We start from the raw sequence: 21,893 nt of genomic DNA, 5'->3' as shown, positions 1-21,893 counted from the left end.
GGGCCGCTCAGCGCGCGGCGGCCCGCAGCTGCTGCTGCTCGCGCAGCCGCAGGCCGGCGCGCAGCGCGATCCGCACCGGCGCCTGGTACCACCGGCTGTAGCGGCGCTCGAGGTACTGCAGCGCGCTCGCGTGGTGCGCGCGGATCATCGGCGCCGGACGCTCGCGCCAGGACGTGCCGCCGACGTGCGTGACCCGGACGTCGGGGACGTAGAGGTTCTCCCACCCGGCGTGGCCCAGGCGCTCGCCCAGGTCGACGTCCTCGAAGAACATGAAGTACGACTCGTCGAAGCCGCCGACCTGCTCGAACGCCTCGCGGCGCAGCAGCAGGCAGGCGCCCGAGAGCCATCCCGCCTCGCGCAGGTAGCCACCGGTCGACTCCTGGCGCGCGTGGTACGCCCGGGTCCACGGGTTGTCCGGCCACAGGCGGGCGAACATCGCGTGTCCCGCGCCCTGCCGCAGGGAGGGCAGCGCGCGGGCGGACGGGTACATCGTGCCGTCGGTGTTCATGAGCATCGGGCCGAGCGCACCGGCGCTGGGCTGCTCCTCACCGGCGGCGACGAGCCGGTCGAGCGCGCCCGGCGTCCACTCGATGTCGGAGTTGGCGACGACGATCCACGGTGCGTCGGCGCCCGCGGCGCCCCGGTTGGCGGCTGCGCCGTACCCGAGGTTCGACCCGGGAACGAGCAGGCGGCCGCCTGCCCCGGTCACGACCGACCGGGCGACGGTGTGATCGGTGCCGTTGTCGACGACGACCAGCTCGACGGGTCCGCGGGACGCGGTCGCGAGGGTCTCGGCGAACCGGGCCAGCTCGTCACCGGGGTGGTAGACGACGCAGACCACCCGCACGCGGGGGGTGGCCGTGTCGTGGGTGGGCGCCCGCGTGCCGGCGGGCTCGGGGGAGTGGCGCGTGGTCATCGACGGTCACCTTAGTGGGCGCAGCTCAGCGCCCGTCGTCGTAGCCCGGGTCGATCTCCTCCGGGCTGCGGTCCAGCAGGTGCGCGACCTGCTCGACGACCACGTCCCGGACGAGGTCGGCGAGGTCCGCCGGGTCCGCCGCGCGTGCCTCGACCGGACGGCGGTAGACCACCACGCGGTGCGGCAGGCCGGCGTCGGCGGGGAAGTACCGCCCGAGCGGCACCCCGCCGTGCTCCCACGGCGCGGGGTTCGACGGCGGCACGTCCTCGACGGCGAACTCCGCGCCCTCCAGCTGCCGCGCCCAGCGGCGCTCGAGGTCCTCGACGGCGTCCAGCACCAGGTCGTCGAACCGTTCGGCACGCGTGCGGTACCCCGGCGTGCTCATCGGCAGGACGGTCCCGCGCAGGCCGCGCCCGCGCCGGTCCCGCCGGCGCACGGGTGCCGCCGCGGCGGGAGCGCCGACCGTGCCGCGGCGTGGGCCGGTGGGGCGGGAGGGGCCGAGCGGTGTCACACCGTCACTGTAGCCACGGTGCCGCCGCCGTCCGGCACGCGCGTCCGACACGCGGTCCGCGCGCGCCGCGGTGCGGGCCCGACGGGGGGTACCGTCTGCACGTGAGATCCGTCCGACAGTGCTCGCGCACGGCGTGCCCGCACGCTGCGGTCGCGACGCTCACCTACGTGTACGCCGACTCCACCGCCGTCCTCGGCCCGCTCGCGCAGCTCGCCGAGCCGCACTCCTACGACCTGTGCGTGGAGCACGCCGACCGGCTGACGGCCCCCCGCGGCTGGGAGGTCGTCCGGCTGCTGCCGGAGCTCCAGGCCGCGGCGCCGAGCCACGACGACCTGGTCGCGCTGGCCGAGGCCGTGCGCGAGGCGGGTCGGCGACGCGCGCCCGACCCCGCGCCGGCGCTGGCGCCCGCCGCGGCACCGGCCCCGGACACGTCGCGCCGGCGGGGCCACCTGCGGGTGGTGCCCGGTGCGGCGCAGGGCGAGCAGCCGTGACCCCGCCGCGGGACCGGCGCCCGCCGGCGGACGAGCCCCTGGGCTCCATCACGCGCCCCGTCGTCGACGACTCGGCGACCGCCCCGGAGTGCTACGCCTGCGCGGCCACCGACCTCACCCGGGTGCGCCTGGCACTCCCGGACGGACGCCCCGCGGTCTTCGCGTCCTGCCCGGCCTGCGAGGCCACCGCGTGGTTCGTCGTCGAGGGCGACGGCACGCCCCTGCGGCCCGACGGCTCACCGCGCGCCTGACCGCGCCCGACCGTGCCCGCCCGTACGACGCCCGACCGACCCCTGGAGATGCCATGACGGCGACGCCCGGCCCCGCCACCGACCTCGAGCCCTGGGCGCGTGCGCTGCTGCGCTGCCCCGTCACCGGGGCGGAGCTCGTGGACGGCACGGACGACGAGGGCGCACCGGCGCTGGTCTCGACCGACCCGGAGCGTCCGCTCGTCTACCCCGTGGTCGACGGGATCCCGGTGCTGCTCGTGGACGAGGCGCGTCCCGCCACCTGACCGGGTGCCGCCGGTCGCCCACGGGCGCTCACAGCTCCGGGTCCGGCACACCGTGCGGCAGCCGTCGCAGCAGCGCCGCCTCGGCCTGCTCGCGGCGCACCCGCTCCGTCTCGACGACGGTCTCGCGCCGTCCGCGCTCGGCGAGCACCGCCGACAGGAACACCTCCGGGTGCGTCCCCGGGGGCGGCGGCGGGCTCACGTACGGCCGCAGCTCGGCCGCCAGGCGCGCGCCCAGCTCGGCGCGCGAGCCCGGGTGCAGCGTCGCGGCCCGTCCCAGGAACTGGCGGACGGCCAGCGCGAGGCCGTCCGGCAGGCGCGCGACGTCGGCGTGCGCCGCCCACCCTGCCAGCTGCGGGGGCATCACCGCGGCGGTCCGCACGGGCGCGGCCGTGCGCACGCGTGAGCCGTACGTGCCGGCGAGCAGGTCACCCACGCGCTTGCCCCGCGGGTTGAACAGCGAGCACAGGACGGCGACCGACCCGAGCGTCGCCCACAGCTCCACGACGCCGGTCAGCGCCCGGACGAACGCGTGCCGGAAGGTGATGGGGCCGCCGTCGTCGCGGACGATGCGCACGCCGGCCACCAGCTTGCCGAGGGACCGGCCGCGGCTCAGCGTCTCGATGGTCGTCGGCACGACGACCGTGACGGTGACGATCACCACGACGGTGACGATGCGGTAGTACTCGGCCGGGATCGAGATCTCGACGCCGCGCAGCAGGACGCCGACCACGACGGCCGCGGCCCCGAGCGCGAGGACGTCGACGAACCCCGACAGGAGCCGGGACGCGACCGACGCGGGCCGGGTGTCGAGCACCACGCCCTCGCCGATGACGACACCGTCCTGCAGGTCGGGGTGGCGGGCGCCGGTCGTGGTCACCCGCGCAGGGTATCCGGCGACGTGCCGACCCGTGGGACGCACGTGCCGGGCGTCGGCGATGGCAGGCTGGGGTCGTGGACCTCGACGCGTACACCCGCGCCCGCACGCCGACGTGGGCGCGCCTCGACGAGCTGGCCCGCCGGCGCCGCCTGACGGGCGCCGAGGCCGACGAGCTCGTCGCCCTCTACCAGGCGACGGCGACGGACCTGTCGGCGGTGCGGTCGGCCGCCCCCGACCCGGAGACCGTCACGCGGCTGTCGCAGGTCCTCGCCCGGGCACGGGCCCGGCTCGCGGGCACCCACGCACCGTCGTGGTCGGACGTGGCGGCGTTCGTGGGGGTGCGGCTGCCGGCCGCGTTCTACCGGATCCGCTGGTGGACCGTGGCCGTGATGACGGCGTTCCTGGCCGTCGGGACGGCCACGGGCGTCCTGGTCGCCACGTCGCCCGACGCGCTGGCGCTCATGGGCACGCCCGCGGAGCAGCGCCAGTACGTCGAGCACGCGTTCGCGGAGTACTACGAGCCCGGCGCCGGGTTCGCCACGATGGTGTGGACGAACAACGCCTGGATCGCGGCCCTGTGCGTCGCCACCGGCATCACCGGCGTCTTCCCCGTGTACGTGCTGTTCTCGAACGCGGTCGGCGTGGGCGCCGCGGGCGGTCTGATGGCGGCGCACGGTCGGCTGGACGTGTTCCTGCAGCTCATCTCCCCGCACGGGCTGCTGGAGCTCACCGCGATCTTCGTGGCCGGTGCTGCGGGGCTGCGGCTCTTCTGGACCTGGGTGGACCCGGGCCCGCGTCCCCGCGCCCGGGCCCTGGCCCAGGAGGGGAGGGCGCTGTTCACGGTCGCCATCGGCCTCGTCGGGGTGCTCGCCGTGTCGGGTCTGGTGGAGGGGTTCGTCACGGGCTCCGCACTGCCCTGGCCGGTGAAGGTCGCCGTGGGCGTCGTGGTGCTCGCCGCGTTCTGGGTGTACGTGCTGGTGCTCGGGCGGCGCGCCGTGGAGGCCGGGCACACCGGCGACCTCGACGACGACCGTGCCGGGTACGCCGTGGCGACGGCGGGCTGAGCGCTCAGCGCGCGTACCGGACCACGTGCTCGTCCGCGTCGTCGGCGAGGAACCGCACGGCGTCCTCGGCGGCCGCGACGACCTCGCGTCGCCGCGCGACCGGCAGGGGCTCGAGCGGCGTGACGGTGAGGGTCGCGGTCGTCCTGCGCGAGCGCGCCGGGCCGTCCGCGCGCGTGCGGTCGATCGCCCAGGTGGCACGGACCCGGCCGTCCACCAGCACGGCGGCCGGTGCGCGGCCGTTGGGCGTCTGCAGGCGCCGCCGGTGCGCGTCGTCGATCACCCGCGTGCGCTGGGCGTGCGCGAGCCAGAGGTTGTCGTAGTCCGGCAGCAGGCGGACCGGTGCGGGCACGTCGGGGTCCGGGCGCGGGGCGTCCGGCAGGTCGAGCAGCTCCCGGGGGCGCCCGCCGGGGCGGGCGGGCGCGGCGGGGACGGTCACGAGCCGGTCCCGCAGGCCGTCGACGACCGCGCGCTGGCCGGTCAGGCCGGACCACGCCTGCACGTCGGCCACGCTCGCCGGCCCGAACGCGGCCAGGTACCGCAGCACGACGTCCTGCGTGGCACGGAGCAGCGCGTCCTGGTCCGTGAGGTCGGGGGCGGCGTCGGTGACGGCGGGGACCCACGCGTCGAGCGTGGTCCAGGTGGTGGCGGCCGACCGTCGCCACAGCCCGCGGGGGGTGACCTGCACCAGCGGCAGCAGGGCGCGCGCGAACGCGGCGAGGTCCGCCGGGCGGGCCGTGGGCACGTCCCGGGCCAGGTACGCCGCCAGGTCGGTCGTGCGGCGGGGGGCCGCGCGCAGGTGCGCGCCCGCCGCCGCCGCGAGGTGCTCCAGGTCCACGACCGCCAGCGCGGCGCGGCGGTCGGCGTTCGCGGTGAGCTCGCGGCGCATGACGGGCCGGGCGAGGGCCGCCAGCACCGGGGCGTCCGCCGCGGTGACGAGGTGCACGGTCGAGCGCATGACCGCGATCCGCAGCACCGTCCTGTCCAGCAGGGCGGCGTCCAGGTCCTGCGTGGTGAAACCCTCGACGCGGCTCCACAGCCCCAGGAACGGGGACCACGGGTTCTGCGCCTGGAGCCCGACCAGGTGCTCGACCACCCGTGGCACGGGGTCGCGCGTGGGCGTCAGCAGGTGCTGGCGCGCCAGCAGCGCCCGGTTGAGCGCACGGTCGTCGAGCATGGCCCGACCGTAGCCGCGGACGCCGGCAGGGGCCCGTCGCGCGTCCGTCGTCGGGCGGCCCGCTACAGCCGACCTGCCGCCTTGAGCGCCAGGTAGGTGTCCGCGAGCCGCGGCGCGAGGTCGTCGGGCGTGGCCTCGACCACCTCGACGCCGCGCTGGCGCAGGCGCACCGCGACGGCGGCACGCTCCAGCGAGGTGCGCTCCGCCGCGGCGGCGTCGAACACCTGGTCGATCGTGCGCCGCGCGGTGCGCAGCTCCTCGAGCTCGGGGTCCGCGACCGAGGCGAGGACCACCTGGTGGCGGCGCGTCAGGCCGCCGACGACGTCGAGCAGACCCTGCTCGACGGCGGCGGGGTCCAGGGAGGTGAGCAGCACGACGAGCGCCCGGCGGCTCAGTCGCGCGCGCACCTGCGCGACGAGACCGGGCCAGTCGGTCTCGACGAGCGCGGGCTGCACGGTCGCCAGCGCGTCGGCGAGCGCCGGCAGCACGCGCGACGAGTGCGTGTCGACGGCCCGGGCGCGCACCCGGCGGTCGTACGCCAGCAGCTCGACGCGGTCCCCGGCGTGCGCGGCCAGGACACCGAGCAGCAGCGCGGCCTCCACCGACGCCTCGAGCCGGGTGCCGTCGAGCACGCGGGCGGCGCTGGTACGCGACGTGTCCAGCACCAGGAGCACGTGCCGGTCGCGCTCGGGGCGCCACGTGCGGACCACCACCTCGCGCCGGCGGGCGGTGGCACGCCAGTCGATCGACCGGACGTCGTCACCGTCGACGTACTCGCGCAGCGAGTCGAACTCCGTCCCGGCGCCGCGCACCTGCACGGCGGCGCGCCCGTCGAGCTCGCGCAGCCGGGCGAGCCGCGACGGCAGGTGCCGGCGGGACGCGAACTCGGGCAGGACGCGCAGCCGTCCGGGGACGTCGAGCGACACCTGTCGTCCCGCCACGCCCAGCGGGCCGGACGTGCGCACGGTCACGCGCCCGGCGACGGCGTCGCCCCGGCGGGTGGGGACCAGCGTGGTCGTGACCCGGCGCCTTTCGCCCGGTGGCACGTCCACGCGGTGCCGGGGGGTGCGGGCGCCGGTCGGGGCGTCCCCGCCCGGCAGCGTCGAGGGCGGCCACGCGTCGCGCACCAGCACGCGGGCCGTGCGCCGGCCGGTGTTGCGCAGGGTCAGCTCGGCGTCGGCCGTCCCCGACAGCCGCACCGAGGTGGGCAGGCGGCGGGCGACCGCCAGCTCGCGCGGCGACGCCGCCAGGGCGACGTCGACCGCGCAGAGCGCGACGACCACCAGGGCCCACACGCCCACCGTGAGGGGTGCGGGCAGCAGGGCGACGGGCACCAGGCCCGCGAGCGCGACGAGGACCGCGCGTGACGTCAGCGCCACGGCTCAGCGGGGGACCGGGACGGAGGCGAGCACCGTGTCGAGCACCGACTCGGTCGTCACGCCCTCGATCTCCGCCTCGGGGCGCAGCTGCACGCGGTGGCGCAGCGTCGGGTGCGCGAGGGCCTGCACGTCGTCCGGGGTGACGTAGTCGCGCCCCGACAGCCACGCCCACGCGCGGGAGGTCGCGAGCAGCGCCGTGGCGCCGCGCGGCGACACGCCGAGGCTCAGGGACGGGGACGTCCGGGTGGCACGGCAGACGTCGACGACGTACCCGAGGACCTCGGGTCCGACCTGGACGCGGGCGACCTCCGCACGGGCGCGGTCGAGCTCCTGGGCCCCGGCGACCGCTCGCAGGCCGGCCGCGGCCAGGTCCCGCGGGTCGAACCCGGCGGCGTGCCGCGCCAGCACCTCGACCTCGTCGGCGCGCTCGGGCAGCGGGAGCAGCAGCTTGAGCAGGAACCGGTCCAGCTGGGCCTCGGGCAGCGGGTACGTGCCCTCGTACTCCACGGGGTTCTGCGTCGCGACGACGACGAACGGGTCCGGCAGCGCGCGCGGCACCCCGTCCACGGTCACCTGCCGCTCCTCCATGGCCTCGAGGAGCGAGGCCTGCGTCTTGGGCGGCGTGCGGTTGATCTCGTCGGCCAGCAGCAGGTTCGTGAACACCGGGCCCTCGCGGAACGAGAACTCGGCGGTGCGCGCGTCGTAGACCAGCGACCCCGTGACGTCACCGGGCATGAGGTCGGGCGTGAACTGCACCCGCTTGGTGCCCAGCGACAGGGCGCCGGACAGCGAGCGGACGAGCAGGGTCTTGGCGACTCCGGGCACCCCCTCGAGCAGGACGTGACCGCGGCACAGCAGGGCGATGATCAGCCCCGTGACGGCGGCGTCCTGACCGACCACGGCCCGGGCGACCTCCGTGCGCACGGCAGCCAGGGAGCCGCGCAGCGCGTCCCCGGCCCCGGTGCTGGCGGCCGGCGACGTCGGCACGGTGGTCGGGGGCACGGGTGCGGCCGGCGCGCTCGGGGGCGGCAGCGTCTCGTCGGTCACGGTCGGTGTACCTCGCTCTCCAGGTGGTGCAGGTCGTCGGCGAGCCGCAGCAGGCCCGCGTCGTCGGTGGGCGGCGGTCCGTAGACCAGGGTCTCGATGTCCCGCGCCGGCCGGCCGGTGGCACGGGCGACGGCGTCGACGACCGCTGCTGCGTCCGCCGAGCGCGGCAGGCCGAGCCGGTGCGCGACCCGGGCGGCCGTCCCCGCCCGCAGGGCGGCAGCGGCGTGCCCGTGCGCCCGCACGCGGCGGTACAGGCGGCCGCGCCCGCGGGTGGCCTCGGCGGACCGGACGACGACGGGCAGGGGCTCGGCGACGACGGGCCCGAGGCGCCGTGCCCGCCACACCATGGTCACGAGCAGCACGAGCACCAGCCACCAGGTGACGGGCCCCACCCACGGCACGAGGTCCGTGAGGGCCGGGGTGCCGGTGTCCTGCGTGACGGGTCCCACGTCGTTCAGGCTCGGCACGTACCAGACGAGGTGGTCGTGGCGGCCGAGGACCCGCAGCACGAGCGCGGCGTTGCCCTCCTCGTCGACCCTGTCGTTGCTGAGGAGTCGGATGTCCGAGAGCGCTGCGACGCGGCGCCCGTCCTGCTCGAACGTCAGGTAGGCGCCGGAACCGTCCGCGGCGGGGAAGCACACGACCGCCCGGCCGGTGTCGTCCCGGTAGCCGCCGCCCGCCACCACGGTGCCGGCCGCGAGGGCGTCCGGGTCGGCGCACTCGGCGGCCCGGGAGCGCGCGGCACCGGCGGAGCTGCTGGCGGAGATGCCGGGGTCGAGGGTCGACAGCGCCCAGCCCGCGTCCACGAGCACGAGGTCGTCGTCGAGGGCGACGAGCGCGTCGAGCTGGTCGGTGCCGAGCAGCGCGTCGCCGACGACCACGACGGTGCTGTCGCCGGTCGCGGCCGCGACGGCGGCGGACGCCGTCGTGACGGACTCGACGGTGACGCCCTGACGCTGCAGGACCTGGGCGACCGCGCGCGACCCGGCCGGGCCGGGGTTGTCCGGGCTGCCCGGCGCGTTGCTCGTCGGCGGGGCGGGCAGCACGAGGGCCAGCGCGCCGGCCACCACGAGCGCGAGCACGACGAGCCACGGCCGCGCCCCCCGCCAGCGACGCGCGGCGCGCGAGCGCCCGGTGGTGCCGTCGCCGACGACCTCGCCGGCCGGTGCCCACGCCGGTGCGGTCATGCGTCCACCGCCACGGGGCGGGCGGCGCGGACCGCGGCGTCGAGCTCGCGCATCGCGGCGTCGTCCGGCGCGGCCGCGGGCCGGTCGCCGTACACGACGGCGTCGAACAGGTCGCCCCCGCGGGCCAGCGCCCCGGCGTGGGGAGGCAGGGCGGCACCGGCGAGCCGGGCGGCCTCGTGCGCCGTGCGCCCGGGGCGGTCGTCGAGCAGCCCGCGTTCCTCCAGGTCACGCACGACGGCGCGGTAGCGGTCGGCGACGGCCGTCGACCAGTCGCCCGCCTGCGCGGCCGCGTCGGCCGCGTCGCGCAGCTGCGCCGCGGTCCGACGGTCGTCGGCGCTCAGCACCGCGGTGCGCCGGCGCCGCGCGCCGGCGCGCACCGGTCCCGCGACGACCAGCGCGACGACGACCACGACGAGGACCACGCCGACGGCGACGAGCAGGACCGTGCGCCCGGACATGCCGACGTCCGGGAGGCCGTCCAGCAGCTCGGCGAACCAGCGCAGCACGCGCTCCAGCAGGGTCTCCTGGCGGTGGTACGCCGGGTCGAGCAGCTCGCCACGCACCCAGCGGCGGGCCTCGGCGGCGTCGGGCTCGACCGGTACCCCGGCGAGGACGATCACGGCAGCTCCTGTCCCGCGGCCGTCACGCCCCGCCCGCCGCGGCGCGCGCGAGCTCGAGGTCGAGCCCCTCGCGCCGGATGCGGACGTCGACGTACAGCAGCGCCACGACCGCGGCCATGAACGTCGTGGACAGCGTCAGCCCGACGATCTGGCCGAGGGCGGAGACGAGGACCGAGGCGTCGTCGGACCCCGACGTCACGCTCACGACGCCGGCGATCAGCCCCGCCGGCACGAGGACGAGGTACATGAGCACCGAGATCAGGAGGTTCGCGAGCAGGTAGATGCCGAGCAGGCGCCAGAAGCTGCCGCGCGTGAGGCGCCAGGCCCGCACGACGGTCGGCCAGAACCGCTTGCCCTCGAGCATGAGCGCCGGGGGGACCAGGAGCGTGCGGGTCGTGACCCACACCCCGCCCACGACCAGCGCGAGGCCGCCGACCAGCGCCACGACCACCGCGGCGCCGTTCGCACCCGCCGCGACGAGCCCCACCACGGCGCCTACGAGGGCGGCGACCGCGAGGAACGAGACGAGCAGCTGCAGCAGGGCGAAGCCGACGAGGGACCACACGCGCCGGGTCCGCCACACGTCGCGCACGGCGACCTTCTGACCCAGCACCGACCGGCTCACCGACACGATGAGCAGACCGGTGAGGATCGACGTCACGGGCACCAGCAGGGGGGTCGTGACGACCTGCCCGCCGCTGACCGACAGGAGCTCGGAGACCGCCGCGGAGTCGGCCGCGGACGACCCGTCGTCGAGGGGGAAGCTCCCGAGCGCGGCACCGAGCAGGCTGCTCACGTAGAGCTGCAGCAGGGTCTGCAGGGCGACCGCGACGGTCACGACGACGGCGGACAGCCCGAACATGACCGTGGGGTTGGCGCGCACCGCCCGGACCGCACCGTCGAGGATCTCTCCCAGCCCGAGCGGGCGCAGCGGGATGATGCCGGGCTGCAGCGCGGGCATGCGCCACGCCGCCGGGCCGCCGGTCCCCGGCGGCGGAGGGGCGCCCCACCCGGGGGGTGCGGTCGGCTGCCCCCAGCCCGGCGGCGGCGGGTTGCCCCCGGTGGTCGGCTGGTCCGTCGCCGGCGGCACGGGCGGCTGCCCCGACGCGGGTGGTGCGGAGGGCTGCCCCCACGCGGGCGGTGCGGGCGGCTGCCCCCACGCCGGCGGTGCGGAGGGGCCGCGGTCCGTCACCGGCGGCGCAGCGTCACCGTCGGGTGCACCCGACGGGGTGCCGGCCGGGCTCGCCCACGGCGTCGCGGGCGCGCCGTCGTCGTGCGGGGAGGTCATGCGTCCGCTCCTCGTCGCGTGCGTCCGGGTCGACGAGGGGTGCCCGTCGGCCCCCCATCGTGCCACGGGGGCGGTCCGCGGAGGTCCCGGACGCGCAGGTCACCCGACTGCGCGCGGCGGACGCCCCCGCCGACCGCCGACGATGAGACAATCTCCGCCATGAAGGGACGCGTCCTGGTCGTCGACGACGACACCGCACTGGCCGAGATGATCGGCATCGTGCTGCGCTCCGAGGGTTTCGAGCCGGTCTTCTGCGAGGACGGCGACGAGGCGCTCGGCGTCTTCCGGGCGACGCAGCCCGACCTGGTGCTGCTCGACCTCATGCTGCCCGGCAAGGACGGCACCGAGGTGTGCCGGCAGATCCGCGCCGAGTCGGGGGTGCCGATCGTCATGCTGACGGCGAAGAGCGACACCGTCGACGTCGTCCTGGGCCTGGAGTCCGGGGCGGACGACTACATCTCCAAGCCGTTCAAGCCGAAGGAGCTCGTCGCGCGGGTGCGCGCACGGCTGCGGCGCAGCGACGAGCCGGCCCCGGAGCACCTGGCGATCGGCGACCTCACGATCGACGTCCCCGGGCACCGGGTGGAGCGGGCGGGGCGGCCCATCTCCCTGACGCCGCTGGAGTTCGACCTGCTCGTGGCCCTCGCGCGCAAGCCCTGGCAGGTGTTCACGCGCGAGGTGCTCCTCGAGCGGGTGTGGGGGTACCGGCACGCGGCCGACACCCGGCTCGTGAACGTCCACGTCCAGCGGCTGCGCTCCAAGATCGAGACGGACCCCGAGCGGCCCGAGATCGTCGTGACCGTGCGGGGTGTGGGGTACAAGGCTGGTGGCGGGAGCACGTGAGCAGGTGCCCTCGTCGGGCGCGCGGGCGTCGGGCGGCGGCATGGCACGGCTGACCGCCTGGGCGCGGCTGGGGCGTGCGCGGTGGGGACGGCGTGCCCGGGGTGTGGCGCGGCGCTGGCGCTCGTCGCTGCAGCTGCAGGTCCTCACCTCGACGCTGGCGATCGGTCTCGTGGCGCTCGCGGTCATCGGGGCGTACGTGAGCGAGCGGACGAGTGCGGGCCTGTTCGAGGACCGGCTGGGCCAGGTGCTCGAGGAGAGCGCGCGCAGCACCCAGCAGGTGCAGGACCAGCTGTCCGCGTCCCCGGCCAGCACGTCCCCCGAGGTGGCGCTGCTGCTGGAGGACGTGACCACGGCCCAGCGCAACGGCGGCTCGGGCGAGCGTGACGTCTTCCTGCTGCGGGCCCCGGGCCAGAACACCTCCATCAGCGTCGGGGCGACCGCGACCGACAGGTCGTTGGTGGCGCTCGTGAGCCGGGACCTCAAGCAGGCGGTGGCCGACGGCGGCCAGCACTGGCAGTCCGTGGCGATCCCGACGGCCGACGGCCGCACCCAGCCGGGCATCGTCGTCGGCCAGCAGGTCGACGTGCCGATGGCCGGCACGTACCAGATGTTCTTCCTCTACAGCCTGCAGGCCGAGCAGGAGCGGCTGGACTTCCTGCTGGGGACGCTCGCACTGGCCGCCGTCGCGGTCGTCGCGCTGCTCGGGGCCATGACGTGGTCCGTCACCCGCCGCACCGTCGACCCCGTGCGCCGCGCGGCCCACGTCGCGGAGCGGCTCGCCGACGGTCACCTGTCGGAGCGGATGGCCGTCCACGGCCGCGACGAGATGGCGACGCTGGCGCGCACCTTCAACGAGATGGCCGAGAGCCTGCAGGACCAGATCCACCGCATGGAGGAGCTCTCGACGCTGCAGCGGCGGTTCGTCTCCGACGTGTCGCACGAGCTGCGCACGCCCCTGACCACCATCCGGATGGCGGGCGAGCTCATCCACGGCGCACGGGACGACTTCGAGCCCTCCGTGAAGCGCTCGGCCGAGCTCCTGGCGACGCAGCTGGACCGCTTCGAGGACCTGCTGGCGGACCTGCTCGAGATCAGCCGGTTCGACGCGGGCGCCGCCGTCCTGGACGCCGAGGGACGCGACCTGCGGGACATCGTCGTGCAGGCGGTCGACAACGCCGTCCCGCTGGCCGTGCGGCGCGGGTCCTGGCTGCGGGTCGACCTGCCGGACACGCGGGCCGACGCGGACGTCGACCCCCGACGCGTCGAGCGGATCCTGCGCAACCTGCTGGTGAACGGCGTCGAGCACGCCGACGGCTCGCCCGTCGAGGTCACGGTCGGCGTCGACGCCTCCGCCGTCGCGGTGACGGTGCGGGACCACGGCGTGGGCATGACGGCGCAGGAGGCCGAGCACGTCTTCGACCGGTTCTGGCGCGCGGACCCCGCGCGGGCGCGCACCACCGGTGGCACGGGCCTGGGCCTGGCGATCTCCCTCGAGGACGCCCACCTGCACGGCGGGACGCTCGAGGCGTGGGGGCGGCCGGGGCACGGGGCGTGCTTCCGGCTGACCCTGCCGCGCCGTGCCGGGATCCGGCTGACCGGCTCACCGCTGCCCCTGCAGCCGGAGCCCGAGGCCTTGCCCGCGGTCGACGCCGGTCCGCGGCGCAGCACCGACCCGGTGGCGCTGCCGGAGCTGCCGCCGATGACGGGGGAGATCGCGATCGTGAGCAACCCGACGGACCCCGTCCGGACGGACGTGCGGCTCGACGACGCGGGCGTGCCCGCGGACGTCCGGGGCGCGCTGTGACGCGCCGGTCCGCCTCGGCCGGCAGGCGCCTGGCCGTCGTGTGCGCGCACGTCCTCGCGCTCGTCGGTCTGACCGCGTGCGTCGCCATCCCCACCGAGGGCAGCGTGACGGCGGGGGACGGCGAGGTCCGCGAGCAGGACAGGGTCGTGGTGCTGGCGCAGGGGCCGCAGGCCGACGCCGACCCCGTCGGCATCGTCGAGGGGTTCCTGCTCGCGGCGGGCACCGAGGTCACGGGCGACTTCGAGGTCACCCGGGAGTTCCTGTCGGCCGACGAGCGCGCGGAGTGGGACCCCGGTGCGGGCACGGTCGTGGCGAGCCAGCGCAAGGTCGAGCAGACCGGGGAGGCGCAGGTCACCGTCTCCCTGACCGTGACCGCCAAGGTGGACGCGGAGGGGCGGTTCGTCGAGGCGCCCGCCGACGCCGTGGAGACCCTGCGGTACGAGCTCGTGCAGGACGCGCGCGGCGACTGGCGGATCTCGCACGCCCCGGACGTCCTGGTCGTGGACTCGCGACGCTTCGCCTCGCAGTTCCGTGCGGCGTCCGTCTACTTCCTCACGCCGGACCGCGAGATGCTCGTGCCCGAGGTCCGGTGGTTCCGGGACCGGGACCGCAGCGTGGCCACCTCCGTGGTCCGGGCCCTGCTCGCCGGGCCGTCGCCGTGGTTGCACGACGCGGTGACGTCGGCGCTGCCGGCCGGTGCGGTCCTCAAGCCGGAGGCGGTGTCCGTGGAGCAGGGCGTCGCCGAGCTCGCGCTCGAGCCGGCGCGGGCGGTGCTCGACGCGGACCGCGGCCTGCTGCTCGCCCAGCTCGAGGCGTCGCTGCGGCCGCTCGGTGTGGCGACGCTCCACGTGCGCGCCGGCGCCGCCGGGGCGCTGCTCGAGGGGACCGCGACCGACCTGCCCGTACCCGGGTCCGACGAGCTCGAGATCCTCGTCGACGGCGGCACCCTCGCGCTCGGCGAGGGCGCCCCCACCGCCGTGGACGGGGTGCGGGCCGTGACCGGTGCGCGTCCGGGTGCGCCCGCGCGCTCGCCCGACGGCACCGTGCGCGTGGCGCTCGCCGACCCGTCGACGCTCGTGACCGTGCCCGTGGGGGACTCGCCGCAGCGGGTCCTGCTGAGCGGCGGGTCCCTGGTGGCACCCTCGGTCGACCGCTTCGGGTGGGTGTGGACGGCGCGCAGCGCGGTCCCGGGTCGGCTGGACGTCGTCCGGACGGACGGCACGCTGGTCGAGGTGACCGCCGAGTGGCTGGAGGGCCGGACCGTGGACGCCGTGCGGGTGTCGCGGGACGGCACGCGCATCGCCATCGTGTCGCGCGGCACGGACGGGACCACGCTCGACGTGGCGGGCATCGTGCGCGACGACGCCCGCACCCCGCAGACGATCGGCGAGGCCGTGGCGGCCGGCGCCGCGCTGACGCCGACGGCGTCGGTGGTGTGGGTCGACGAGGTCACGCTCGGCGTCCTGTCCGACGGGGAGGCGGGCCCGACTCCCTACCTCGTCCCGGTGTCCGGGACGAGCTCGCCGCTGCCCGCCGTCGCGGACGCGACGTCGCTGGTGGCCGACCGCGGGCTGCGGACGGTCCACGTCGTCACGGCCGGTGGTGACCTGCTGCGCCTGCAGGGCGGGACGTGGGTCGAGGTGCCCGGCGTCACGGGCATGCTCACGGTGACCGGCGCGGCGTTCCCCGGCTGACGTCGCGCACGGCGGGTGGTGCCGGACGGTCGGCCGCCCACAGCCCCGCGCGGGTCGGTCGGCCGCCCACAGCCCCGCGCGGGTCGGTCGGCCGCCCACAGCCCCGCGCGGGTCGGTCGCTGTCCACGGTGCGTGCTGCCGGCGTCGACGCCGGCGCCCGGGTCGTGCAGGCTGCCCGGGTGTCGATGGATCCGGCGGGCGCTGTCGTGCCGTCGTGGCGCCGGCGCGTGCGCACCCTGGTGGTGGCCGCCGGCCGCGACGTCGCGGGGCTGGTCGTGCCGGTCGCCTGCGCGGGCTGCGGGCGGGTCGACGAGCCGTGGTGCGCGCCGTGCGCAGCCGCGCTCGCGGGGCCCGTCGTGCGTCGCGACCACGGCGCCGGGCGGCTCGACCTGCTGGACGGCCGCACGCTGCTCCCGGTGCTGGGCCCCGGCACGTACGCCGGACCCCTGCGTCACGGCGTCGCGGCGTGGAAGGACGGCGGACGGACGGACCTCGACCGTCCGTTCGCCGCGGCGGCCCACCGCACCGGCAGGGCCCTGGCCCCCGGCACCGGGCACGTGGCGGGCCGGGCGGGACCGGTGCTCGTCGTGGCGGTGCCGTCCACGGCGCAGGCGCGCCGACGCCGTGGCCGGGACCCGGTCGACGTGCTCGCCGCCGCGGTCGCGGAGGGTCTGTGCAGCGGTGGCGTCCCCGCCGTCCGGGCGCGCCCGCTGGGCCGGTCCGGTGGCCCCGACCTCGCCGGCCTGGGTGCCCGGGCGCGCGGCGACGCGCTGCGGGGGCGCGTCCGTGTCCGTGCCGCGGCGCGTCTGCGCGGGCGTGTCGTCGTGCTCGTGGACGACGTCCTGACCACGGGCGCGACCCTCGCGGCGTGCCACGGCGCGCTCGTCGCGGCGGGGGCGCGCGTACCGGCGGCCGGTGTGCTCGCGGCCACCCCGCCTGCTGGGGCCGCGGGTGTCGCGGATGTCGCACCGTCGGTCCGTGGCGTTTCGCGTCGGGACGCCGCGGAGGGTTAGCGTGGTGCCTGGGAACGATGCCGCGACGGCTCTCCTGCAGCAGTCCGACGGAGGGCGCGCGGTGGAGGAGGTGATGTCGCCCGCCCCGTGGAGGGGCAGCTGAAGTTCGTCCCGTCCGGGCGGGCGTCGCCCGCCCCTGACCTCTCAGGAGGCCCCCATGGAGATCGTGGTTGCCGGTCGGCACACCGAGGTGTCCCCGCGGTATCGCGCGCACGTCGAGTCCAAGCTCGCCAAGATCGAGCAGCTGGCCCCGCGCGCCCAGCGCGTCGACGTCCTCGTGTCGCACGAACCGAACCCGCGTCAGTCCGACTCCGCCGAGAGGGTCGAGCTCACCGTGGTCGACAAGGGGCCCGTGATCCGCGCGGAGGCGTGCGCCGACGACGCGTACGCGGCCCTCGACGTCGCGCTCGGTCGTCTGCTCGAGCGGCTGCGCCGCGCGCGCGACCGGCGCAAGGACCACCGCAACCACACTCCGCTGGCGCCCGTCGACGTGCGCCCGCCCGAGTCGGAGCCCGAGCCGCGGTCCGCACCCGAGACGGGTGAGGACGGCGTCGTCGAGGTCGCGCTCGGGGACTCCCCGGTGGTCATCCGCGAGAAGGTGCACCACGCCGAGCCGATGACGGTCGACGACGCGCTCTACGAGATGGAGCTCGTGGGGCACGACTTCTACCTCTTCGTCGACGCCGAGACCGCCCAGCCCGCCGTGGCGTACCGCCGCCGCGGCTGGAGCTACGGCGTCATCAAGCTCGACGCACCGGTGTCGATCGCGGGACCGGAACGCGCGGCGGGCTGAGCCCGCGGCGACGACGGGGCGGCGGGCCGACGGGTTCGCCGCCCCGTGGCGTGTCCGGCGCCGGTGCGCGCACGAACCGCCCGGCGTCCGTGTCGGTGGTGCCCGGCCCCGGTGCCGGCCGGCGCGGTCCGTCCGGCACCGGGGGTCCGGTGGCGGCGAGCGCCCGGAGGGGGGCGTCGGCCGCGGGACGACCGTCGCCCGCGACGGCCTCCCGCGTCAAGAGTGGCGGAGATGTTTCGGAGAACTTTCGGCGACATGGCACCGGTGAAGCGGTTCCGGGGGCACGGCGGTGGCCGGGGATCACTGCTCGCGGGTGCGCCGACCCGTCGAGATCCGCAGGGAACTCAGGAACCGCCCGTCGACGACGGGCGCGGCCGGCGAAGGTCGTGCGTCGAAAGTGTCGGGATGCGTGCGGGTGTGTCGGAGGGCTCCGGCAGGATCGGCGCCATGGCCGCCGACGTCGACCACCTCACGCGCTCGCAGGCGCGTCGCCTCGCTCTGCGCGCCTCCGGGCTCGACCGCCCGCGGCCCGTCCGGGGTGCCGTCCCGGGCGGGCGGGCGCTCCAGCAGGTCGTCGGCCGTCTCGGTCTGCTGCAGGTGGACTCCGTCAACGTCCTGGCGCGGGCCCACCTCGTGCCGGTCTACTCCCGGACGGGACCCTGGGACGTGTCCGCGCTGGACCGGGCCACGAGCCGGGCCCCGCGCCGCCTCGTGGAGACGTGGGCGCACGAGGCGTCGCTGGTGCCCCCGACCACGTTCCGGGACCTGGCCTTCAAGCACGCGGCCAACCGTGCCCGGGTCGAGCGGCGCGGCGACACGCTGCACGGCGTGCCCGTGGGCCGCTCGCCGGAGGTCGCGGCCGTCCGCCGCATCGTCGACGAGGTGGGCCCCGTCACGGCACGCCAGGTGCAGGACCTCCTCGGGGGCGACGGACGTCGCTCCGGGGACTGGGGGTGGTCGTGGACGGACGCCAAGCGCGCCCTGGAGCACCTGTTCCTCGTCGGTGAGCTCACGACCGCGGGCCGCAACGCGCAGTTCGAGCGCCGTTACGCCCTGCCGGACCGCGTGCTCCCGCCGGAGGTCCTCGCCGTGCCCCCGCCGGACCAGGCGACGGCGCGACGCCGGCTGGTCGAGGTCGCGGCCCGCGCGCACGGGGTGGCGAGCCTGCGCTGCCTGGCCGACCACTGGCGGACCGCGACCGCCGCGACGGCCACCGCCGTCGCGGAGCTCGTGGAGGAGGGCGTGCTCGTGCCGGTGCAGGTCGAGGGGTGGCGCGGTCCGCTCTACCGGCACCGCGACGCGACCGTCCCCCGGCGTGCCCACGGGCGGGCGCTGCTCAGTCCCTTCGACCCGCTGGTGTGGGAGCGCACGCGCACCGAGACCCTGTTCGGGCTGCGCTACCGCCTCGAGATCTACGTCCCGGCAGCGGCTCGGGTCTGGGGGTACTACGTGCTGCCCTTCCTGCTGGGGGAGCGTCTGGTCGCCCTCGTCGACCTCAAGGCGGACCGGCGGCGGGGCGTCCTGCAGGTGGCCGCGGCGCACCGGGCGCCCGGCCCGGCCGCGGACCCGGCGGCGGGTGCGCCCGGGGACGCCGAGGTGGCGCACGAGCTGGCGCGCGAGCTGCGCACGGCGGCGCGGTGGCTGGGCCTGGCCGACGTGGCGGCCGGTCCGGAGGCGGTGGGCGACCTCGTGGCGGGGCTGCGGCACGAGCTCCCGGGAGCCGAGGCCTGAGCCGACGGCCACGCAGGTCCTGCGGCTCGCCTACGATGGTCGGGCCCGGCCGCGCGGTCGGGCGACACGCACCGCCCCGACGCCGCGAGCGGACGGGCGCCAACGACGTCGGGAGAGTTGCGTGACGGCGATCCTCGAGAAGGTCCTCCGGCTGGGCGAGGGGCGGATCCTCAAGAAGCTGTCCGGCATCGCTGCACAGGTCAACGCGCTGGAGGACAGCTTCACGGCGCTCTCCGACGCCGAGCTGCGCGAGGAGACGGACCGCTTCCGGGCGCGTCTCGACGAGGGCGAGAAGCTCGACGACCTGCTGCCCGAGGCGTTCGCCGCCGTCCGTGAGGCGTCGCGTCGCACGCTGGGCCAGCGGCACTTCGACGTCCAGCTCATGGGCGGCGCCGCCCTGCACCTCGGCAACATCGCCGAGATGAAGACCGGTGAGGGCAAGACGCTCGTCGCCACGCTGCCGGCGTACCTCAACGCGCTGTCGGGCAAGGGCGTGCACGTCGTCACCGTCAACGACTACCTGGCGGGCTACCAGGCCGACCTCATGGGCCGCGTCTACCGGTTCCTCGGCCTGACCACCGGGACGATCCTGTCGCAGCAGACGCCGGCGCAGCGTCGCGAGCAGTACGCCGCCGACATCACGTACGGCACGAACAACGAGTTCGGCTTCGACTACCTGCGCGACAACATGGCCTGGAGCGTCGACGACCTGGTGCAGCGCGGCCACCACTTCGCGATCGTCGACGAGGTCGACTCGATCCTCATCGACGAGGCGCGGACGCCGCTCATCATCTCGGGTCCCGCGTCGGGGGACGCCAACCGCTGGTACGGGGAGTTCGCCAAGGTCGTGCGGCGCCTGCAGCCGGAGCGTGACTACGAGGTCGACGAGAAGAAGCGCACCGTCGGCGTCCTGGAGCCGGGGATCGCGCGCGTCGAGGACTACCTCGGGATCGACAACCTCTACGAGTCCCTGAACACGCCGCTGATCGGGTTCCTCAACAACGCCATCAAGGCCAAGGAGCTCTTCAAGCGCGACAAGGACTACGTCGTGATGAACGGCGAGGTCCTCATCGTCGACGAGCACACGGGCCGCATCCTGCCGGGCCGCCGCTACAACGAGGGCATGCACCAGGCCATCGAGGCCAAGGAGGGTGTGGCGATCAAGGCGGAGAACCAGACGCTCGCCACGATCACGCTGCAGAACTACTTCCGCCTGTACGGCAAGCTCGCCGGCATGACCGGTACCGCCGAGACCGAGGCGGCCGAGTTCCAGGGCACCTACAAGCTCGGTGTCGTGCCGATCCCGACCAACCGGCCGATGCTGCGCATCGACCAGAAGGACCTGGTCTACAAGTCCGAGGAGGGCAAGTTCGACGCGGTCGTCGCGGACATCGTCGAGCGGCACGCCAAGGGTCAGCCGGTCCTGGTGGGCACGACCAGCGTCGAGAAGTCCGAGCTGCTGTCGTCCAAGCTCAAGAAGCAGGGCGTGCCGCACGAGGTGCTCAACGCCAAGCAGCACGCGCGTGAGGCCTCGATCGTCGCGCAGGCCGGTCGTAAGGGCGCCGTGACGGTGGCGACCAACATGGCCGGCCGTGGCACCGACATCATGCTCGGCGGCAACGCCGAGTTCATGGCGGTCGCCGAGATGACCGCACGCGGGCTCGACCCGGCGGAGAACGCCGACGAGTACGAGGCGGCGTGGCCCGACGTGCTGGAGAAGGCCAAGGTCGCCGTCTCCGCCGAGCACGACGAGGTGACCGAGCTGGGTGGCCTGTACGTGCTGGGCACCGAGCGGCACGAGTCGCGCCGCATCGACAACCAGCTCCGTGGCCGGTCGGGTCGCCAGGGCGACCCGGGGGAGTCCCGGTTCTACCTGTCGATGCAGGACGACCTCATGCGGCTGTTCAACTCCGGCCTCGCCGAGTCGATGATGACGCGCGCCGGGTTCCCCGAGGACATGCCGCTGGAGTCCAAGATCGTCACCCGCGGCATCCAGTCCGCGCAGTCGCAGGTCGAGGCCCGTAACTTCGAGATCCGCAAGAACGTCCTGAAGTACGACGACGTCATGTCCCGGCAGCGCGAGGTCATCTACGACCAGCGGCGCCGGGTGCTGGAGGGCGAGGACCTCCAGGACCAGCTCGCGCACTTCCGCAACGACGTGCTGACGGACTACATCGCCCTGGCCACGGCCGAGGGTCGCCCGGAGGACTGGGACCTCGAGGCGCTGTGGACCGCCCTGCGTGGCGTGTACCCGATCTCGATCACGCCCGAGGAGGTCGTGGAGGAGGCCGGCGGTCCCACCCGCCTGTCCGCCGAGCTGCTGACCCGCGAGGTCCTCTCCGACGCCGAGCACGCCTACGCCGAGCGTGAGGAGAAGCTCGGTGGGGCGAACATGCGCCAGCTCGAGCGGCGCGTCGTCCTGTCGGTCCTCGACCGCAAGTGGCGCGAGCACCTCTACGAGATGGACTACCTCAAGGAGGGCATCGGCCTGCGCGCCATGGCGCAGCGCGACCCGCTCATCGAGTACCAGCGCGAGGGCTTCCAGCTCTTCACGGCGATGACCGACGCCATCAAGGAGGAGTCGGTCCAGTACCTCTACAACCTCGAGGTGCAGGTCGCCCAGCCCACGGACGGGCCGGTCGTCAGCGCGGACTCCGCGGCCTCGGCCGCGGCCTCCGTCGGTGCTGCCGCCACGGCCGACCGTCCGGTCGTCGACGGCCCTGCGGCCGACGGCGAGCCGGCGCCCGGGGCTCTCGTCGCCAAGGGTCTCGACGGCCCTGCCGAGCGCACGCCGCTGCAGTACACGGCGCCGTCCGCTGACGGTGACGGTGCGACCGTCACGCGCGCGGAGGGCGGTGCCGGTGCCGGTCGTCCCGCCGCCCCGGCGTCCGGCGGGGCGAACCGCGCCGACCGTCGCAAGCAGGCCAAGCAGCGCAAGCGCTGACGC

General features: G+C 76.0%; 20 protein-coding genes. 11 read left to right on the top strand and 9 right to left on the bottom strand.

Annotated elements, in window-relative coordinates; all coding sequences use genetic code 11:
- Positions 1-7 precede the first annotated feature (7 nt).
- Both BMZ16_RS09855 and BMZ16_RS09850 read right to left on the bottom strand, forming a co-directional pair.
- Complete coding sequence (locus BMZ16_RS09855) at positions 8-916, bottom strand: glycosyltransferase (RefSeq protein ID WP_089799841.1); 909 nt, start codon at positions 914-916, stop codon at positions 8-10.
- Between the two features lie 25 nt (positions 917-941).
- Positions 942-1,301: a metallopeptidase family protein gene (locus BMZ16_RS09850; RefSeq protein WP_089800080.1), complete on the bottom strand. Its 360-nt coding sequence runs from the start codon at positions 1,299-1,301 to the stop codon at positions 942-944.
- Positions 1,302-1,528: 227 nt separating this feature from the next.
- Here BMZ16_RS09850 and BMZ16_RS09845 point away from each other — a divergent pair, with 227 nt between their 5' ends.
- The 3 genes from BMZ16_RS09845 to BMZ16_RS09835 are packed head-to-tail and all read left to right on the top strand — an operon-like array spanning position 1,529 to position 2,432.
- On the top strand, positions 1,529-1,918 hold the full coding sequence (locus BMZ16_RS09845; RefSeq protein ID WP_089799839.1) for a DUF3499 domain-containing protein: 390 nt from the start codon (positions 1,529-1,531) through the stop codon (positions 1,916-1,918).
- Positions 1,915-2,169, top strand: a complete 255-nt coding sequence (locus tag BMZ16_RS09840) for a hypothetical protein (RefSeq protein ID WP_089799837.1) — start codon at positions 1,915-1,917, stop codon at positions 2,167-2,169. Before BMZ16_RS09845 ends, BMZ16_RS09840 begins: the two co-directional genes overlap by 4 nt.
- Positions 2,170-2,222: 53 nt before the next feature.
- Entirely contained in the window at positions 2,223-2,432 is a 210-nt protein-coding gene (locus BMZ16_RS09835; RefSeq protein ID WP_089799835.1) for a Trm112 family protein, read from the top strand.
- A 28-nt stretch (positions 2,433-2,460) separates the two neighbouring features.
- Here the strand turns inward: BMZ16_RS09835 and BMZ16_RS09830 are convergent, their stop codons facing one another.
- Positions 2,461-3,309, bottom strand: a complete 849-nt coding sequence (locus BMZ16_RS09830) for an RDD family protein (RefSeq protein ID WP_255366516.1) — start codon at positions 3,307-3,309, stop codon at positions 2,461-2,463.
- Between the two features lie 74 nt (positions 3,310-3,383).
- Here BMZ16_RS09830 and BMZ16_RS09825 point away from each other — a divergent pair, with 74 nt between their 5' ends.
- On the top strand, positions 3,384-4,373 hold the full coding sequence (locus tag BMZ16_RS09825) for a stage II sporulation protein M (RefSeq protein ID WP_089799833.1): 990 nt from the start codon (positions 3,384-3,386) through the stop codon (positions 4,371-4,373).
- A 4-nt stretch (positions 4,374-4,377) separates the two neighbouring features.
- Here the strand turns inward: BMZ16_RS09825 and BMZ16_RS09820 are convergent, their stop codons facing one another.
- The 6 genes from BMZ16_RS09820 to BMZ16_RS09795 form a co-directional block, all read right to left on the bottom strand.
- Entirely contained in the window at positions 4,378-5,547 is a 1,170-nt protein-coding gene (locus BMZ16_RS09820; protein WP_089799831.1) for a winged helix DNA-binding domain-containing protein, read from the bottom strand.
- Positions 5,548-5,609: 62 nt separating this feature from the next.
- The gene (locus tag BMZ16_RS09815; RefSeq protein WP_089799829.1) at positions 5,610-6,926 is read right to left on the bottom strand and encodes a DUF58 domain-containing protein; all 1,317 of its coding nucleotides are present in this window, start codon (positions 6,924-6,926) and stop codon (positions 5,610-5,612) included.
- 3 nt (positions 6,927-6,929) lie between these two features.
- Positions 6,930-7,973 carry an AAA family ATPase gene (locus BMZ16_RS09810; protein WP_369822522.1) on the bottom strand — a complete coding sequence of 348 codons (1,044 nt, stop codon included), beginning with the start codon at positions 7,971-7,973 and terminating at the stop codon, positions 6,930-6,932.
- Positions 7,970-9,160, bottom strand: a complete 1,191-nt coding sequence (locus BMZ16_RS09805) for a DUF4350 domain-containing protein (protein ID WP_089799827.1) — start codon at positions 9,158-9,160, stop codon at positions 7,970-7,972. The genes BMZ16_RS09810 and BMZ16_RS09805 overlap by 4 nt, the downstream gene beginning before the upstream one ends.
- Entirely contained in the window at positions 9,157-9,780 is a 624-nt protein-coding gene (locus BMZ16_RS09800) for a DUF4129 domain-containing protein (RefSeq protein WP_089799825.1), read from the bottom strand. Before BMZ16_RS09800 ends, BMZ16_RS09805 begins: the two co-directional genes overlap by 4 nt.
- A gap of 22 nt (positions 9,781-9,802) precedes the next feature.
- Positions 9,803-11,068, bottom strand: a complete 1,266-nt coding sequence (locus BMZ16_RS09795; RefSeq protein WP_089799823.1) for a DUF7847 domain-containing protein — start codon at positions 11,066-11,068, stop codon at positions 9,803-9,805.
- A gap of 159 nt (positions 11,069-11,227) precedes the next feature.
- Between BMZ16_RS09795 and mtrA the strand changes: the two genes are divergently transcribed.
- From mtrA to secA, 7 genes are all read left to right on the top strand, one after another.
- Positions 11,228-11,911 carry an MtrAB system response regulator MtrA gene (mtrA, locus tag BMZ16_RS09790; RefSeq protein ID WP_089799821.1) on the top strand — a complete coding sequence of 228 codons (684 nt, stop codon included), beginning with the start codon at positions 11,228-11,230 and terminating at the stop codon, positions 11,909-11,911.
- A 40-nt stretch (positions 11,912-11,951) separates the two neighbouring features.
- Positions 11,952-13,715 carry an MtrAB system histidine kinase MtrB gene (gene mtrB, locus BMZ16_RS09785; protein WP_089800075.1) on the top strand — a complete coding sequence of 588 codons (1,764 nt, stop codon included), beginning with the start codon at positions 11,952-11,954 and terminating at the stop codon, positions 13,713-13,715.
- A complete protein-coding gene (locus BMZ16_RS09780; protein WP_089799819.1) occupies positions 13,712-15,409 on the top strand; it encodes an LpqB family beta-propeller domain-containing protein in 1,698 nt (565 codons plus the stop codon). Before mtrB ends, BMZ16_RS09780 begins: the two co-directional genes overlap by 4 nt.
- A 185-nt stretch (positions 15,410-15,594) precedes the next feature.
- Positions 15,595-16,422, top strand: a complete 828-nt coding sequence (locus tag BMZ16_RS09775) for a ComF family protein (protein WP_255366537.1) — start codon at positions 15,595-15,597, stop codon at positions 16,420-16,422.
- A gap of 157 nt (positions 16,423-16,579) precedes the next feature.
- Complete coding sequence (hpf, locus tag BMZ16_RS09770) at positions 16,580-17,215, top strand: ribosome hibernation-promoting factor, HPF/YfiA family (RefSeq protein WP_089799817.1); 636 nt, start codon at positions 16,580-16,582, stop codon at positions 17,213-17,215.
- A gap of 447 nt (positions 17,216-17,662) precedes the next feature.
- The gene (locus BMZ16_RS09765) at positions 17,663-18,946 is read left to right on the top strand and encodes a winged helix-turn-helix domain-containing protein (RefSeq protein WP_089800073.1); all 1,284 of its coding nucleotides are present in this window, start codon (positions 17,663-17,665) and stop codon (positions 18,944-18,946) included.
- A 121-nt stretch (positions 18,947-19,067) separates the two neighbouring features.
- Positions 19,068-21,890: a preprotein translocase subunit SecA gene (gene secA / locus BMZ16_RS09760; RefSeq protein WP_089799815.1), complete on the top strand. Its 2,823-nt coding sequence runs from the start codon at positions 19,068-19,070 to the stop codon at positions 21,888-21,890.
- The last annotated feature ends 3 nt before the right edge of the window (positions 21,891-21,893 follow it).

It is taken from the genome of Cellulomonas sp. KH9 (assembly GCF_900114185.1).
Classification (GTDB): Bacteria; Actinomycetota; Actinomycetes; order Actinomycetales; family Cellulomonadaceae; genus Cellulomonas.
This window is presented reverse-complemented; position numbering and strand designations above follow the sequence as displayed.

What these genes read in the sequence shown, in the direction of transcription:
- BMZ16_RS09855 (WP_089799841.1), bottom strand. Translation starts at nt 916, where the DNA reads ATGACCACGCGCCACTCCCCCGAGCCCGCCGGCACGCGGGCGCCCACC.
- BMZ16_RS09850 (WP_089800080.1), bottom strand. Translation starts at nt 1,301, where the DNA reads ATGAGCACGCCGGGGTACCGCACGCGTGCCGAACGGTTCGACGACCTG.
- BMZ16_RS09835 (WP_089799835.1), top strand. Translation starts at nt 2,223, where the DNA reads ATGACGGCGACGCCCGGCCCCGCCACCGACCTCGAGCCCTGGGCGCGT.
- BMZ16_RS09820 (WP_089799831.1), bottom strand. Translation starts at nt 5,547, where the DNA reads ATGCTCGACGACCGTGCGCTCAACCGGGCGCTGCTGGCGCGCCAGCAC.
- BMZ16_RS09805 (WP_089799827.1), bottom strand. Translation starts at nt 9,160, where the DNA reads ATGACCGCACCGGCGTGGGCACCGGCCGGCGAGGTCGTCGGCGACGGC.
- BMZ16_RS09795 (WP_089799823.1), bottom strand. Translation starts at nt 11,068, where the DNA reads ATGACCTCCCCGCACGACGACGGCGCGCCCGCGACGCCGTGGGCGAGC.
- mtrA (WP_089799821.1), top strand. Translation starts at nt 11,228, where the DNA reads ATGAAGGGACGCGTCCTGGTCGTCGACGACGACACCGCACTGGCCGAG.
- mtrB (WP_089800075.1), top strand. Translation starts at nt 11,952, where the DNA reads ATGGCACGGCTGACCGCCTGGGCGCGGCTGGGGCGTGCGCGGTGGGGA.
- BMZ16_RS09775 (WP_255366537.1), top strand. Translation starts at nt 15,595, where the DNA reads ATGGATCCGGCGGGCGCTGTCGTGCCGTCGTGGCGCCGGCGCGTGCGC.
- hpf (WP_089799817.1), top strand. Translation starts at nt 16,580, where the DNA reads ATGGAGATCGTGGTTGCCGGTCGGCACACCGAGGTGTCCCCGCGGTAT.
- BMZ16_RS09765 (WP_089800073.1), top strand. Translation starts at nt 17,663, where the DNA reads ATGGCCGCCGACGTCGACCACCTCACGCGCTCGCAGGCGCGTCGCCTC.